The 14,698-nt window shown below is 64.9% G+C and carries 13 protein-coding genes and 2 pseudogenes; 8 read left to right on the top strand and 7 right to left on the bottom strand.

Features of this window, described 5'->3' with window-relative positions:
- Positions 1 to 85 precede the first annotated feature (85 nt).
- Together ACFQXB_RS14665 and ACFQXB_RS14660 are read left to right on the top strand one after the other, a co-directional pair.
- Complete coding sequence (locus ACFQXB_RS14665; RefSeq protein WP_377405359.1) at positions 86 to 1,444, top strand: acyclic terpene utilization AtuA family protein; 1,359 nt, start codon at positions 86 to 88, stop codon at positions 1,442 to 1,444.
- 7 nt (positions 1,445 to 1,451) lie between these two features.
- Positions 1,452 to 1,781: a DUF4387 domain-containing protein gene (locus ACFQXB_RS14660; RefSeq protein WP_377405357.1), complete on the top strand. Its 330-nt coding sequence runs from the start codon at positions 1,452 to 1,454 to the stop codon at positions 1,779 to 1,781.
- A 524-nt stretch (positions 1,782 to 2,305) separates the two neighbouring features.
- Here the strand turns inward: ACFQXB_RS14660 and dapA are convergent.
- The 6 genes from dapA to ACFQXB_RS14630 are packed head-to-tail and all read right to left on the bottom strand — an operon-like array spanning position 2,306 to position 7,937.
- A complete protein-coding gene (gene dapA / locus ACFQXB_RS14655; protein ID WP_377405355.1) occupies positions 2,306 to 3,220 on the bottom strand; it encodes a 4-hydroxy-tetrahydrodipicolinate synthase in 915 nt (304 codons plus the stop codon).
- A 15-nt stretch (positions 3,221 to 3,235) separates the two neighbouring features.
- Positions 3,236 to 3,892, bottom strand: coding sequence for a dihydrodipicolinate reductase C-terminal domain-containing protein (locus ACFQXB_RS14650; protein ID WP_377405353.1), 657 nt, complete (start codon positions 3,890 to 3,892; stop codon positions 3,236 to 3,238).
- Positions 3,892 to 5,289 (bottom strand): aldehyde dehydrogenase family protein, encoded by a 1,398-nt coding sequence (locus ACFQXB_RS14645; protein WP_377405351.1) that lies wholly within the window; start codon positions 5,287 to 5,289, stop codon positions 3,892 to 3,894. The genes ACFQXB_RS14650 and ACFQXB_RS14645 overlap by 1 nt, the downstream gene beginning before the upstream one ends.
- On the bottom strand, positions 5,286 to 6,542 hold the full coding sequence (locus tag ACFQXB_RS14640; protein WP_377405349.1) for an FAD-dependent oxidoreductase: 1,257 nt from the start codon (positions 6,540 to 6,542) through the stop codon (positions 5,286 to 5,288). The genes ACFQXB_RS14645 and ACFQXB_RS14640 overlap by 4 nt, the downstream gene beginning before the upstream one ends.
- Positions 6,532 to 6,789, bottom strand: coding sequence for a 2Fe-2S iron-sulfur cluster-binding protein (locus tag ACFQXB_RS14635; RefSeq protein WP_377405347.1), 258 nt, complete (start codon positions 6,787 to 6,789; stop codon positions 6,532 to 6,534). The genes ACFQXB_RS14640 and ACFQXB_RS14635 overlap by 11 nt, the downstream gene beginning before the upstream one ends.
- Positions 6,777 to 7,937: an NAD(P)/FAD-dependent oxidoreductase gene (locus ACFQXB_RS14630; RefSeq protein WP_377405345.1), complete on the bottom strand. Its 1,161-nt coding sequence runs from the start codon at positions 7,935 to 7,937 to the stop codon at positions 6,777 to 6,779. Before ACFQXB_RS14630 ends, ACFQXB_RS14635 begins: the two co-directional genes overlap by 13 nt.
- Positions 7,938 to 8,251: 314 nt before the next feature.
- Between ACFQXB_RS14630 and ACFQXB_RS14625 the strand changes: the two genes are divergently transcribed.
- From ACFQXB_RS14625 to ACFQXB_RS14600, 6 genes and pseudogenes are all read left to right on the top strand, one after another.
- Complete coding sequence (locus ACFQXB_RS14625) at positions 8,252 to 9,085, top strand: transporter substrate-binding domain-containing protein (RefSeq protein ID WP_377405343.1); 834 nt, start codon at positions 8,252 to 8,254, stop codon at positions 9,083 to 9,085.
- A 77-nt stretch (positions 9,086 to 9,162) separates the two neighbouring features.
- Positions 9,163 to 9,825 (top strand): amino acid ABC transporter permease, encoded by a 663-nt coding sequence (locus tag ACFQXB_RS14620; RefSeq protein WP_377405341.1) that lies wholly within the window; start codon positions 9,163 to 9,165, stop codon positions 9,823 to 9,825.
- 18 nt (positions 9,826 to 9,843) lie between these two features.
- Positions 9,844 to 10,635: an amino acid ABC transporter ATP-binding protein gene (locus tag ACFQXB_RS14615; RefSeq protein ID WP_377405339.1), complete on the top strand. Its 792-nt coding sequence runs from the start codon at positions 9,844 to 9,846 to the stop codon at positions 10,633 to 10,635.
- An 11-nt stretch (positions 10,636 to 10,646) separates the two neighbouring features.
- Entirely contained in the window at positions 10,647 to 11,768 is a 1,122-nt protein-coding gene (locus ACFQXB_RS14610) for a saccharopine dehydrogenase family protein (RefSeq protein ID WP_377405337.1), read from the top strand.
- A complete protein-coding gene (locus ACFQXB_RS14605; protein WP_377405335.1) occupies positions 11,761 to 12,732 on the top strand; it encodes a LysR family transcriptional regulator in 972 nt (323 codons plus the stop codon). Before ACFQXB_RS14610 ends, ACFQXB_RS14605 begins: the two co-directional genes overlap by 8 nt.
- Positions 12,733 to 13,254: 522 nt before the next feature.
- A pseudogene (locus ACFQXB_RS14600) lies at positions 13,255 to 13,972 on the top strand (IS256 family transposase); the annotation flags it as partial.
- A gap of 47 nt (positions 13,973 to 14,019) precedes the next feature.
- Here the strand turns inward: ACFQXB_RS14600 and ACFQXB_RS20325 are convergent.
- Positions 14,020 to 14,148 (bottom strand): annotated as a pseudogene (locus tag ACFQXB_RS20325) (helix-turn-helix domain-containing protein); the annotation flags it as partial.
- Positions 14,149 to 14,698 lie beyond the last annotated feature (550 nt).

Below are 14,698 nucleotides of genomic sequence, written 5' to 3'. Positions count from 1 at the left end.
CGTCCACGTCGCCTCGCCGATCCGGCCGAATTTCTGGCACGCTTTGCGCATAAGAAGAGGCATACGCCCTGCGCAAGAGGAAGCCATGTCGTCCATCAGGATCATCTGCCCGAACGGGCATCTGGGATTTGCCCCACTCAAGACAGACAGTTTCCGCCTCGCGGTGGAAACCCGTCCGGACTTCATCGCTGCGGATTCCGGCAGCGACGACATCGGCCCGGTGCCGCTTGGCAATGACAGCTGCGCCAGCCCGCGGTCCTGGCAGGAACATGATCTTGAGGAAATGCTTCTCGCCGCGCGCCGGATCGGGGTTCCGATGCTGATCGGATCTGCGGGCGATACCGGCACCAACAGCCGCGTCGACATGTATGTGGAGATCATCCGTGACATTGCCGCACGGCACGATCTTGCGCCTTTCAAGCTGGGTTGGTTCTATTCCGAGGTGGACCGGGAACTGATCCGGTCCAGGATCAATGGCGGCGCGTCGGTCACCGGTCTCGATGCACGCGATCCGCTGAGCGAGGCAGAGTTGGACGCGACGTCGCGGGTCGTGGCCATGGCGGGGGTGCATCCCTTCGTCAAACTGCTTGAAGAAGGTTGCGATGTCATCATCGGCGGCCGGTCCTCGGACAGCGCGATCTTTGCCGCCTGCGCCCTTTTCAAGGGCTTCCCCGAGGCGCAGAGCTATTATCTGGGCAAGGTGCTCGAATGTGCCTCGTTCTGCGCCGAACCCTATGGCGCCAAGGAAACCGTGATGGGCGAGATCACGGCGGATTCGGTGTCGGTGACGGCGATGGCGCCGTGGCAGCGCTGCACCGTGGCTTCGGTCGCGGGCCACGCGATGTACGAACGCTCGAACCCGTTCCACGAATTCGTCGCCGGCGGCATGCTGGACATGACGCATTGCCATTACGAACAGGTCACCGACAAGACAACCCGCGTGACGGGAATGGACTTTGTTCCGGCTGAGGATTTCCGCGTCAAGCTGGAAGGGTCGGGCAAGGTAGGTGAACGCTTTGTCGGCATGGCCGGCATCCGCGATCCCTATACGATCGCAAATGTGGATGCCGTCATCGACTGGGCCCGCAAGCAGACCGAGGAACGCTTTGGTCCAACGGGATGGGAGCTGCACTACAGCGTCTTCGGCCGCAATGGCGTGATGGGCGACATGGAGCCGCTGAAGGACAAGCCCGGTCATGAGCTTTGCGTGGTGGTCCAGGGCGTCGCCCCCACGCGTGAGATGGCCGAGGAGGTCTGCATGACCGGCACGCGCCAGATGTTCTATGCGCGGCTGCCCGACGTGAAAGGCACGGCCGGTGGCGTGTCCTTCGTGCTGGACGAGGTGATGCAGGCAAGCCCGGCCTATCGCTGGACAGTGAACCACACCATGTCCGTTGACGACCCGCTGGCGCTTTTCCCCACCCATACCACGATCATCGGCTGAGGGCCCCATGAACACCTGCAAGAAACTGTCCGATCTGGCCAAGACCATACGATCCAAGAACGCGGGCACCGACAAGATCACCTTCGACATCATCTTCCGCGAGCGCGAGACCTATGATCTGGTCAGGCGGTCGGGAGTTCTGACCCGCGAAACTGTCTGCCGCATTCTCAATGTTGACCCCGGTCGCCTGACGGATTTCGTCGAGTACGATCCCGCCTATGCAATCAAGTTCACGATCCTGCGCGAACGGCCGTCAGGCAGTGCCGGGGACGGGGATATCTTCGGCGCCCAGCAATACGCGCCGTTCCTCGATATCATGGTGGACCTCGCAGCCTGAGGTCTTTCCCGTCTCTGCGCCGGGTTCATGGCGCAGAGACCAGAAGCCTGCGTCCCTTTTCGCATGGATGCCCGCCCTGGTGGCGCGAAAGCTGCGCCGATCAACGTGCCCTCGTGCTGCAGTCATCCCGCCATGACTTCGGCGGCGGATTCCACGGGCTCTCCTCAAGATCAAACGCGCCAGGCTGCACACGCCCTGCTATTGCGGGGCTGCGCGCAGCTGACCGGCTTGCAGGTTCGTCGGGTTCTGACCCGCCTCGGTCGCAGATGGATCAACGGCATGATCGGCCGTCGATGGGGCGGGCAGGGCGCGCTTGGCGGCGATCCGCCCCGACCTTTCCCAAGCTGACCGGACCGTTCCTCGGGCCGATCCGGACGCTGGTGTCCGATCCAACCCCTCGGTTCCAGTTCAGGCCAACAGCAAACCTATCCGTTCGCCGTTGCCGTGCCGGTTACAAAGGGTGGCATCCGATCCGTCGCATGTGCGCCATGGCGGCACACATTGCCCGCATTCCTGGCGTCACATCAGACAATGCCGGGGCGTGCCGAGGCAGTGTACCGCGCCAGCGCCTGTGCCAGACGCCGCTCGGTCGCCTCGCCGATGCGCACCATGGGCAGACGCATCGTGTCGCTCATCTGGTTCGAAAGCGCCAAGGCACGCTTGACGGGGCCGGGGCTGGTTTCGGCGAAAAGCGCCTCGACCAGTTCGGCCATCCTCTCGTGCCATTCCAGTGCCGTCTGCATCCGGCCATCGACAAAGGCGCGATACTGGGCGACGCAGGCATCGGGGGCAAAGTTCGACAGCACCGACGTCAGCCCGCAGGCGCCAAGCGCATAGAAGGGCAGCGCCAGACCATCATCGCCACTATGGACCGCAAATTCGGCCCCCGCGGCTGCACGCAGCGCCGTCACGCGCGCCGGATCGCCGCCGGCTTCCTTGATCGCAATTATGTTCTGGTGCGCCCGCGCCAGATGCGCCGCCGTTTCCGGGGCGATGGCCACGCCGGTGCGGCCCGGAACGGAATACAGCATCACATCGCAGGAGGTGGAGTCTGCAATGGCGCCGAAATGCGCGATCAGGCCGTCTTGCGTCGGTTTGTTGTAGTAAGGGGTGATCAACAGCACGCCATCGGCGCCGGCATTTTCGGCACGCTTTGTTGCCTCGATGGATTTCCGGGTATTGTTCGTCCCCGTTCCGGCCAGGACATAGGTTCGCCCGGCGACGCGCTTCACGGTGTGGGCAATAAGGGCCTCGGCCTCTTCCGGTTCAAGGGTGGCAGCTTCGCCGGTGGTGCCGACGGGGACCAGACCGGCGATCCCCGCCTCAAGCTGGCGATCAATCAGGCGATCAAAGGCCGCCCAGTCGATGCCCCCGGTTTCGTCGAACGGGGTGACGAGCGCGGTAAAAACGCCCCTCAGGCGAAGGGTAGCATCCGTCATCTTGTTTCCTTTCGGTCAATTGGCATTGATGTCGGTGTAAAAGCCGGGCGCGCGGCCCCTCAGCCAGCGCGCCGCCTCAAGCGCGCCGGCCGCATAGGCGTCGCGGCTGTCCACGTTCAGGGTGAGGGTAATCTGCGCGCTGTCGAGCGCGAGCGTGAAGGCGGTGATCCCGGCGATCTCGCCTTCGCGATTCAGCGCAACCTCGACCTCACGCACCGGATCAAGCGCCGAGATGTCGGCCTGCAGGCCAAGCGTGGTGCCCGAGGGCTGGCGTTTCTTGGCCTTGTTATAGGTTTCCGCCAGCGTCAGCCGGGCCTGTGGCAGGCTTTGGGCCAGCCCAAGGAGGGCCTTGCGAAAAACGCCGAAGCCCGGGGTGAAATTCGCGGCCACGAAGAGGGGCCGCCGGGCACCTTCGTCGCGCAGCCGCTGCATCTGCGCGGGGTCGAACCCCGTGGTGCCCACGACCACCGGAAGGTCGGTGCCGGACAGATGATCCAGCAGCGCCATCGTGCCTGTGGGGCCGGAAAAATCCACCACCACATCGCCCGTGATCGGGGTCAGCGCAAGATCGCGCCCCGGGGTGCCGGCGAGTTCCAGATCCCCGGCGGCGCGGATGCGCGCCACAAGCGCCTTACCCACGCGCCCGCCTGCCCCAAGGACGGCAACGCGCATCAGTCAATCACCACATGGGTTTCCGACATCTCGCGCATGGTGATGCGCACGCCCTCGCGCCCCAACCCCGAGGTGCGCACACCACCGAAGGGCACATGTTCGGCGCGGAAGTCGGGCCCTTCGTTGACCATGAGCCCGCCCACCTGCAGTTCGCGTGCTAGATGACGGATCACGGCATGGTCATTGGTAAAGACGCCGGCCTGCAGCCCGTAGGGCGAGGCGTTCACCTCTTCGATGCACATTGCCACATCGGTGAAGCTGCGCAGGGCAATGACGGGGCCGAAGGTTTCGAGCGCGAGCAGGCGGCAATCCGCGGCCATGTCGGCAAGAACGGTCGGCGCAACCAGCGCCCCCTCGCGCGTGCCGCCAGCAAGGCAGCGTGCGCCATCGGCCTTTGCATCGGCAATACGGGCCATCACCTCGTCTGCGGCCGCAGCGTCGATGACCGGCCCCATGGCGATATCGTCGCGGGCCGGATCGCCGTGCCGCAGGGCCGCAGTCAGGGCGAGCAGACGCTCGGTGAAGGGCGCGCGGACCGCTTCGTGCACAAGCAGTTTCTTGACCGCGGCGCAGCTTTGACCGGCAATTTCGAACCTTTGTGCGACGGCGGTTTCGGCTGCGGCGTCAAGGTCGGCGTCGGGCATCACGATCAGGGGATCGTTGCCGCCCAGCTCCATCAGGCAGCGCACCAGCCCTGCGGCATTCTTCAGTGCCAGCCCCGCTTGCGGGCCGCCGGTGAAGGACAGAAGGTCAATCGGTGCGCGGGCCAAGGCCAGTGCCGTGTCGGCACCGCCATGCACCACCTGGACCAGATCTGCCGGAAAGCCTGCCTCGACCGTCAGGCGCACCAGGTGATCGGCGGCAAGCGGGGCCTTGGGCGAAGGTTTGGCAACCACTGCGTTGCCTGCGGCGATCGCCGGGCCAAGCTTGTGGCAGAGAAGGTTCAGGGGATAGTTGAACGGGGTGATCGCCGCGATCACGCCAACCGGCTTGAGCGTCACCACGGCCTGACGATCAGCCCCTCCGGCAACGATGGCGCAGTGCATCACTTCGCCATCGAGGAAGGTGGCCGCGTCGCCGGACAGGCGCAGCGTATTCTGCGCACGCCGCACTTCGTTGCGCGCTTCGGTGATGGTTTTTCCCATTTCGTCGCTGATGGTGCGCGCGATGGTTTCGGCATCACGGGCGATCAGGCTTGCAAGACGGTCAAGAAGTGCCCGGCGGGTGGCCGGGGTCGAGCTGCGAAAGCCACGCGCAGCGATGCGGGCCCGGCCGACGGCAGCGTTGACGGCATCGGCATCGGCTTCGGGAAGGGTGCCGACAAGGCGGTTGTCGAACGGGCTGCGCACCTCGATCTGGCGCGGAGTGGTGCGGGCAAGCGGGGCAGCAAGGTTCATGCAAGGTCTCCATCGGATGTATCGGGAAGTGTCAGCAGGTCGGCGATCGGCACCGGTCGGAGCGGCATTCGGGCGAGGCCGAGGTCGTTCCGGCCGGCAAGCCGCGTGACCCATTCCGCGCAAAAGCGGCCCTGGCAGGCCCCCATGGCAAAGCGGCCGGTCAGGCGCAGCTGGCGCACGGTGGGGGTGGGGCCGAGGGCGCGCAGGTCGCCCAGTGTGCGGCCCTCGCAGCGGCAAAGGATCGTGTCGGCGGGCAGATCGGCAAGGGGCGGCACGTCAACGGGTGCGAAAAGTGCCGCAAGGCGCTGTTGGGCGGCGCGTTCGCGGGCGACATCGGGGCAGGGGGCGGGCGCGGGTTTTCCCAGCAGTTGTGCCGAAAGTGCCAGCCCGGCGCGCCGACCATCGGCAAGCGCCGCCCTTGCGCCAAGCGCCTCGCGGCAATCACCGGCATGTTCCACCGGGATCGGGGAATTGCCCGCAAAGCCGATGTCGTTTGGCCGGATCCCGTCATGAAGCCCCAGAAGATCGGCGTGGAATTCGCGCAGGCCACGGCGGGTCCGAATCCGGGCGGTCAGCATGTCGTCGTGGCGGGATATTGCGCACAGATGCGCCCCGGTGAGCACCGGAACCCGCGCCGCCAGAAGCCGCGCCAGATGGCGCGCGGCCTCGATCTGATAGGGCAGGGGCAGGCGCATCCCGCGCAGCGAGAATGGCCGCCCGCCCAGGGCGATCACGATGGGAGGATTTCCAAGCGCGGCCAGTTCAGCCCCGACCGCCAGCAGAAGCGGCCCGTTTCCGGCAAGGAGGATCCGGCCCTGCGGCGCCACTCCCAGTGTCTTCAAGCGCGTCTGAAGTGCGCCGGCCGTCTGAACGCCCGGCAAGGTCCAGCCCAGGCGCGGTTGCACCAGTTCACGTGCGCCAGTGGCAAGCACAAGCCCGCGCGGGCGCAGAAGGCCTGCGCCTTCGCCGGTCAGAAGCGCGGTGCCGGTGTGATCAAGCCCGGCAAAGCCGGTTTCGCAGGTGATCTCGATTCCCGCCGCGTGAACCTTTTTCAACAGCGCGGCAAAGCTGCGTTTGTGTTCGGCAGTGCCGGCACCGCGCCCGCCCGGCAAAGGCTGGCGATGCACTGCGCCGCCCGGTGCGCGCGCCTGATCAACGACCTTCACCGGCAATCCGGCCTCGGTCAGCGCAACTGCGGCGGCCAAACCGGCGGCCCCCGCTCCGACCACCAGAACCCGTGCTTCATCCGTCATCTGATGCCCTTTCCTGCGGCTGCAGAACCATTCCATCACGGCAGGTCAGAAGGCAGGCCTCCACCGTGCGGCCGTCAAAGGTCACAAGGCAGTTCTGGCACTGGCCGATGCCGCAGAACACGCCGCGCATCTGTCCGGTGCCAGTGACGCCAAGCTGCGTTATCCCGGCGCGCGCAAGCGCCGAGGCCGCGCTTTCGCCCCCGCAGAACTCAACCTTCTGGCCTTGCCAGAAAATCACCCCGCCCATTGGTGCCTCCCAGGCTCGGCCGCAAAGCGTGCCGGTGTCAGTGCCGCCAGATCGGCTGCGAGTGCTGCATCGGGCGCGTCCCCCAGTGCCATCTGGGCAACCTCGCGCCCGATCAGGGCCGACAGGCAGATCCCGTCGCCTTCGAAACCCGTAGCGATGATGACGTTCGGCGCATCTGGCAGCGGTCCGACAATAGGCAGCCCGTCCGCAGTGGCGGCGCGCACCCCCGCAAAAGCGCGGATCACGCGGCGCTCGGACAGGGCCGGCCAGACCTTTGCCGCGCGCCGGATCAGGGCCAGCATGGTGTCGAAATCCACTCGCGAAGGATCGCCATGCTCTTCACGGCTTGAACCGATGAGGTATTGCCCGGTAGCCAGCGGATCAATCACCACCGGCGGCTCGGGAAGGCGCGTCGGGTCTTCGGTCTTTGCAATCAGATACGAGGCCGCGGTCAGTGCGCCCGGAAGGCGCCCCACCGGGCCGCGGTCGGTAACGAACAACTGCCCGGCACGCGGGCGCACCGGAAGCTCAGGAAACAGCCGCGGCGTCCCCAATCCAAGTGCCACGACAACCCGCCGCGCCCGCACCCTGCCGCTGTCCAGCGTAAGGGTGACGCCGGATATGTCCGGATCAATCGCCCGCACCTTTTCCGGCCAGCGCCGCTCGATCCCGGGGTGATCAAGATAGGCAGCGGTCGCGGAATAGCCGGTCATATGGCCTTCGCCGCGGATCTCGACAATGCGGCGCACCGTGGGCCCGACGCCCGACAACAGCGCGGACCCGCCATCGGCGAAGGCCTGCACCGGCCCGTCGATCGCGCGCAGCTTGGCCACAAGGGCGTCAAGGGCCTGCTCCTCGGCATCACGTGTGGCGAAATACCAGGCCGGTCGGGGCAGAAACGCATGCGACAGCACACCACCCGTGGCCAACTGTCGGGTATACAGGAGCGAGGCCGTTGCGAGGCGGGCCAGAGTGCCGGGCTTTTTCGAGGCCACTGATACCGCGCCATCCGACGCGCCCGATGCACCGGCCGAAGGCCCGGTAGCATCGATCACCGCGACGCGTCCACCCCGATCGGCGATATGGCGTGCGGTCGCAGCGCCGACGACCCCGGCCCCCAACACTGCGATATCAAGCTTTGTTCTCACCCATCTGGCCCCCTGCCCGGCATGGAATATGCGGGCGTCAGGGCAAAGGTTAGTCACGCAAATTCAACGCCGCGATATAAATTCCTCTCTCTCACATGCTAAAAAATTTGCATTACAATGCGGGAATGAAGCGAAACACGGCCATAACATCCAAACCACCCGGCTTCATATTCCAACTTTGTTGTAAGTCAGCACAGCATAATTGTATTGAACGGAAGCGCGAAACGCGATGCCCTGACGTTACCCGCCACCTCACGGCGCGGGGAGGAATTGAGCGAGCCAAAACTGGCCGCAGTCAACAGGAGGTTAGCGAAATGTCGATCTTGAGAAACATGATGGCGGGCTTGGTCGCGGTGGCCGCATCGCTGTCGCTGGGCCAGAGTGCCGAGGCGCAGGGAACCGTCGACCAGATCCGCGAACGGGGGGTTCTGCGCGTTGCCGGCATCCCGACCGAGGCGCCTTACTTCGTCCGTGACATCCGCACCGGCGAATGGTCGGGCTTTGTGGTGGATATGGCCGCCGACATGGCCGAAACGCTCGGCGTCGAACTGGAGATGGTGGAATCGAGCTGGGCAAACTCGATCCTCGACATCCAGTCGGGACGCGTCGATCTTGCCTTCGCGCTGACCGCCTTGCCGGCACGGGCGCTGTCGATCTACTTTTCGGAACCGACCTATTACAACAGCTTCGTGATCGTTTCGCCCAAGGCCGAACTCGCCTCGGCCTCCTGGGCCGATCTCAACTCGCCCGAGATCACCATCGCGGTTGATACCGGGTCCGCGCAGGACAACATCGCCCGCGCCTATCTGCCGCGCGCCAACATGCTTCGCTTCCAGACCCGCGACGAGGCGGTGATCGCCGTGGCCACCGGCCGGGCCGACGCGCTGATCAACACGGTGCTGAACTCGATGGTCATGCGCAGCCGCAACCCGGCGATCGGCGACATCCATGTGCCCGAGCCGCGCCTTTCGTCGCCCTCGGTGATCGGCATCAACTATGACGCCGACGAACAGTTCAAGACCTTCGTTTCGGCCTGGGCAACCTACAACCGTCAGATGGGCAACAACCAGACCTGGATTGTCGGCGGGATGGAGCCCTTCGGCATCACCATGGAGGACCTGCCGGCGGGCTTCGACTTTGGCGGCTGAGGCCAAGGTGGCCGGGTCGCACGGGCCTGGCCGTTCCTGCATCCGCAAGACATGACACAAGAAAGGGCGCCCCGCCGATGTATAACTGGGATTTCTATACGGTTCTGATGTCGCTGGACCTGTTCATGTGGGGAGTATGGCTGACCTTCCTCTACACGATCGGATCAATCGCGATCGGCACCGGCGTGGGCCTTCTGACCTGCTTTGCGCGGCTGTCGCGATTCAGGGTTCTGCGTCTGGCGGCGCGCAGCTATCAGGAGGTTTTCCGCTGCACGCCTTTGCTGGTGCAGATCCTCTGGGCCTATTACGCGCTGCCGATGCTGCTGGGATTTTCGATCTCGAACAGCGTGGCGGGGTTGATGGTGCTGTCGCTTTACGTGGGGGCCTTCTATGCCGAGATTTTCCGCGGCGGCATCCTGGCGGTTGACAAGGGCCAATCCGAAGCGGCGCAGGCGGTCGGCATGTCGCAGGTGCAGACCATGGTCAATATCATCCTGCCGCAAGCGCTGAAGAAGATGTTGCCCGCCTATATCAACCAGTCGGTGATCCAGGTGAAGAACACTTCGCTGCTCTATGCGATCTCGGTTGCGGAACTCACCTACATGACCGCCATGGTCAACAGCGCCACCTATCGCCCGCTTGAGGCATATACACTGACGGCCGTTCTCTATTTCGCCATGCTGTTCCCGCTGACGCAGGTCGCCGATCATTTCGAACGTCGCATGCGCCGCAGTGACTGAGCCAGAAGGACCATGACAATGGCAGTTCTTGAACAACCCAACGCGCGCATTTCGTCGGCCCAGCCGGTGATGGAACTGCGCGGTCTGAAAAAGTCCTTCGGAAAGCTGGATGTGCTGAAGGGGATTGACCTTTCGGTGCCGCCCGGCGACGTGCTGGCGTTGATCGGGCCTTCGGGATCAGGCAAATCGACGCTGATCCGTTGCATGAACATGCTCGAGGTTCCCACGGGCGGCACATTGACCTTCCGCGGCCAGCCGGTGGCCCGGCGCTTTCGTGACCAGGCGGGATCCATCGGCATGGGCAAGCTGCGCCGGCATGTCGGCATGGTGTTCCAGCATTTCAATCTGTTTCCGCACATGACCGTGCTCGACAACATCACCCGCGGCCCCCGGGTGGTGCTGGGCGAAAGCCGCGCCAGCGCCGAGGAACATGCGCTGGAACTTCTTGCGCAGGTGGGCCTTGCCGACAAGCGTGGCGCCTATCCGGCGCATCTGTCGGGCGGGCAGAAACAGCGTGTGGCGATTGCGCGGGCGCTTGCCATGCGCCCCGACATGCTGCTGCTGGACGAGGTGACCAGCGCACTTGATCCTGAACTGGTGGGCGAGGTGCTGGCCGTGATCCGCAAGCTGGCCGATGGGGGCATGACGATGGTGCTTGTGACCCATGAAATGGGTTTTGCCGCCGAAGTGGCCAACCGCGTGATCTTCATGGAAGGCGGTGTCATCGCCGAAGAGGGCTCGCCCGAGGGCATCCTGCGCAATCCGAAGTCCGAGCGGCTGCGCGGTTTCCTGTCGCGTTTCCACGGCTGAGGGTGCGGGGGATGGGGCGTCATCAGATCCTTGTTCATGGTGCGGGCCGCATGGCGCACGCCATCGCCAACACCCTGGCCGTCGATCCGCGCTATGCGGTTCTGCTTTCGGCGCCTGATCCTGAACCCGGCCACAGCACGCTGCCGCTTCTGCCTTCGGTTCAACGCACCGTCGCCAACCTGTCGGCCGCGCCTGATGGCCAGTTGTCGGGCCTTTCGGCGATCATCATGGCGGGCGACGTCTGGGCGAACACGACCGACATCGCCCGCATCGCCCATGATGTGGGTTGTCACTATCTGGACATTTCCGAAAACCCCGGATCGACCGCGGAAATCGCCCGGCTGGCTGAAGGTGCCAGGCAGTGCTTCGTGCCGGCCTGCGGCCTTGCGCCCGGTTATGTCACGGCCTTGACCGCCGAGAGGATGCGCAGCGCCGGCCCCGGCGCGCAGGTAACGGCGCATGTGGGTGTCTTGCCGACGCGACGGGTGAACCGGCTGGGCTATGGCAACCTTCTGGGCATCGACGGACTGCTCGTGGAATACTTCAGTCCCTGCCTCGCCATTCGCGAGGGCCGTCAGGTGACATTATCGCCACTGGCCGAACTGGAAAGCGTGGTGTTGGCGGGCGAGGCCTTCGAAAGCTTCACGACGGCGGGCAGCCTTGACGCGCTGGTGCGCGCGCCCGAAGTGGCGGTTGACGGGTTGGTGTTCAAGACGCTGCGCTATCCGGGGCACCTGGATTACATGCGCTTCCTGATTGACGATCTTGGCCTTGCGCAGCGGCGCCATCAATTGCGTTCCCTGCTGATGAACGGGTTGCCCCCCATCGACGAAGACCGCGTGCTGATCGCGCTGGACATCATCCGCGCCGACGGAGCCCGGGAATGGTTCGAGCAGGTGATCCCCATGCAACCCGGTCCGGATGGTGCCTGGTGCAGTGCGGGGGTGATGGCCACCGCCGCGCATGTCTGCGCGATGGCCGATCTCTTGTGCCGGGGCGTCCTTAACCGCGCAGGATTCCTGTCACAGGCAGCAGTCTCGCCGCGCCTGCTGGAACAAAGCCCCTTCTTTGCGCCCTTGGCCATAGCGGCGGTCGGGGCCGGGGCCGACAAGAACAGTATTGCCTATGGCTGATTCCGGTGACAACATCGGCTCCATGGAAGGGCAGGGCGACACCGGTCGCGTCAAGATCGATATTCTGCTGTTGCAAAGCTTCCATCTGGTGGCCCGGACGGGTTCTTTTTCCGCGGCTGCACGCGAACTCAACATCTCGTTCCAGACCGCTGCCAACCATGTCCGCCGCCTGGAACAGATGTATGGCGCGCGTCTTCTTGAAACCGACAAGGGCGCGCGACGTGTGGCGCTGACGCCGCAGGGAAAGGCGCTTTATCAAAGCCTTGGCAAGGAACTGGACACCATCCTGTCGCGCATCCGCATCCTGTTGCGAGACGCGCGTACCATTCTGCGCGTGGGCGTTCCGCAGGCGCTGTTCCACCATTTCTTCCCGGATATCATCCGCCATTTTCGCGAAACCGAGCCGGATATCGAACTGGCGTTCCTTGAGCGCGACACGACGCTTGAACAGCTGATGCTGGACGGCTCCCTGGATGCGGCGGTGAGCGAGCGCAGTTTCAGCAATGCCTCGATCACCCAGCAGTTGATCGGCGCCTATCGGCTGGCCCTTATCTACCCGCGCGCCTGGAGCGACCGCGACCTGACCGAGGCCGACCTCTCGGGTTTCAGTGATCGGCCCTTCATCACCTACGAGCCCAGCCAGACGATCCGCACCATCGTTCTGGCCTATCTGACGCGGCGCATGGGTCAGTCGCCCCGGGTCACCACGACAGCCTCGGGCAGTACCAGCATCACGCGTCTCGTCGAAAAGGGCCTCGGCTATGCCATCGTCCCGGAATGGAGCGTGGGGCAAGGCGATCACGGCGTCGGTCGTATCCTGCTTACGGGGATCGAGCCGGTGAGCGTCCATTTCGCATGCAGCGCATTCCTGGAGAACAACCCGCATGTGCGTCATCTCTACGGGCTTTGCGTGAACGCGATGTCGCAGTCGTTTTCGAACCAGGATGCTCATCGCGACGGCTGAGCCGCCCCGCAGGCCGGCGTCGCCCAGCGACGGCAGAAATCATCCCGCATGCCCATTGTCCCCGCACTTCTGCACCCACTGACCCCGGCGACCAGCGCCCGCCGGGCCTGCCACGGCCTGCAAGCGGCAGATGCTCCTGCTTACCGTCTTTCTGGCGCGAGGGTGCGCGGAAGGTTCCGGTATCCCTTGATCTCACGTCTCGGAGGGTGCTTCGACAGCCTCGAAAATGGCTGACAGAATGAAAGACAAGATGGACGCGCTAGCCCAAAGGCGACCATGGTTGCCCGGAGAGTTTTTCCCTTCGGTAGCCGCGCCCAAGCAGGTCGGCCTTGAACAGCTCGGCAGGGGTGCGGAAGCCGAGCTCGTACGCGGCGTGGCACTGAGGCCCGCAGAGCTGACGAAACCGCTCCTGGGAAAGCGTGTTCGGGTCGGCGCGTTCCCGAACCGGCCCCGCTGACCGGCGAGGGACCTGTTCGCCACTGGGCTTGAACCGATGGCGCCCTCACCGGTGCCCTCTCGCGGGACCCCACCTGTCTGAAGGTCCGCCGGGGCGGGCGCATGCGGTCGCCGCCATAATCGCTGTGGCCGCCACTACCGAAGGCCGCCGCGAGATCATCGGCCTGGGCATCGGCCCCTCGGAAGCCGAGACCTTCTGGGCCGGGTTCCTGCGCGCTCTGCCTGCCCGCGGCCCTGGCGGGGTCAGGCGGGGATCAGCGCCGCCCACACAGGGCTCAAGGCGGCCATCGCCCGGGTCCTGGAGGCGACATGATAGCGCTGCCGCGCTCACTGGATGCGCAACGCTCTGGCCCATGTCTCCCGCGGCCAGCACAGCGGGGTCGCCGCCGCGATCCGCAAGGCCTTCGACCAGCCGCACCGCGCCCATGCCGGCGAAACCTGGCACAAGCTGTCCGAACAGCTGCGCCCGCGTCGGCCCAGGCTTGCAGACTTCATGGACACCAGCGGCACAACGTGCCGGCCTTCCTGTCCTTCCCGCGCCAGCACCGCACCAGGCTGCATTCCACCAATCCGATCGAGCGCCTGAACAAGGAAGTGAAGCGCCGCGCCGATGTCGTCGGGAGCTTCCCGAACGAGGCCTCCATCATGCGCCAGATCGGCGCCGTGCTGTCCGAGGAGAACAACGAAGGGCAGACCTCGAGCCGCTACGCGATCATCGAGGCCCTCGCAAGGATCGACAGAGGAGATCGACCCCATTCCCAGCATAACCACGAAAGCCGCCTGATCATGCCCTCAGCGGGAAATAATACCAGCTTGACGGACGTGAACATGAAAAATCGTCGAACGATGCCGGCCAAGCCTGTGCGCCATCTCGTCAGGGGTGACATTGGCCTGCCGCCAACGTTCAATCTTGCGGCGTTCCGAACGGAAGAGGTGGCTCTGGCGGATCTTTGCTCGCAGTGTGCTTTCAGGCCTAAACCCCTTGTCAGGCACCAAAAGTCGCGCTTCAGGACAGCGCGCACCACCGGAGCGTTTCAACCCGTGAATGAAGATTATGTTAGTGTTTCGCAGGAACGCACGGCGAGTCAGGCAGGTTTGCCAACCGGGTTTCATTTTCATCGTCCGGCCGAAGTCCGACATCGGGCCTGAGAACAGACCGGCCCTCGGCAACGCCGAAACCGCGCCGGAACTGCTCGGCCCGGACCCGAGCACCCGTCCCATCATCCTGTCGCAGGGCATCCTGTTCTGCGGCACCGAGCCTCGCACGGTCTGGCCGCAGTTCCTTGCCCTTCTGGCGATCGGGCTGGTGCTGTACTGGCTTGCGCTGCGCCGCTTCCCCCCGTTCCTGCGCGAGGTGGCAACAGCCCGCACACCGTGCCATCTGCCGCAGGGCCGCCGACAACCGGCAGCAACAGCGCGAACCGGTGCTGCGGCCGTGCAGGAACCGACCCGTTCCGGCAACCGTCTCGTCCGCGACAAGACGCGGCGCCTGCTTCCGGCAGCGCGGCGC

The organism is Halodurantibacterium daqingense (genome assembly GCF_042666235.1).
In the GTDB taxonomy this organism is placed as follows: domain Bacteria; phylum Pseudomonadota; class Alphaproteobacteria; order Rhodobacterales; family Rhodobacteraceae; genus Halodurantibacterium; species Halodurantibacterium daqingensis.
Note: the sequence above shows the minus strand (reverse complement) of the source record. Positions and strands in the feature narration are given on the sequence as shown.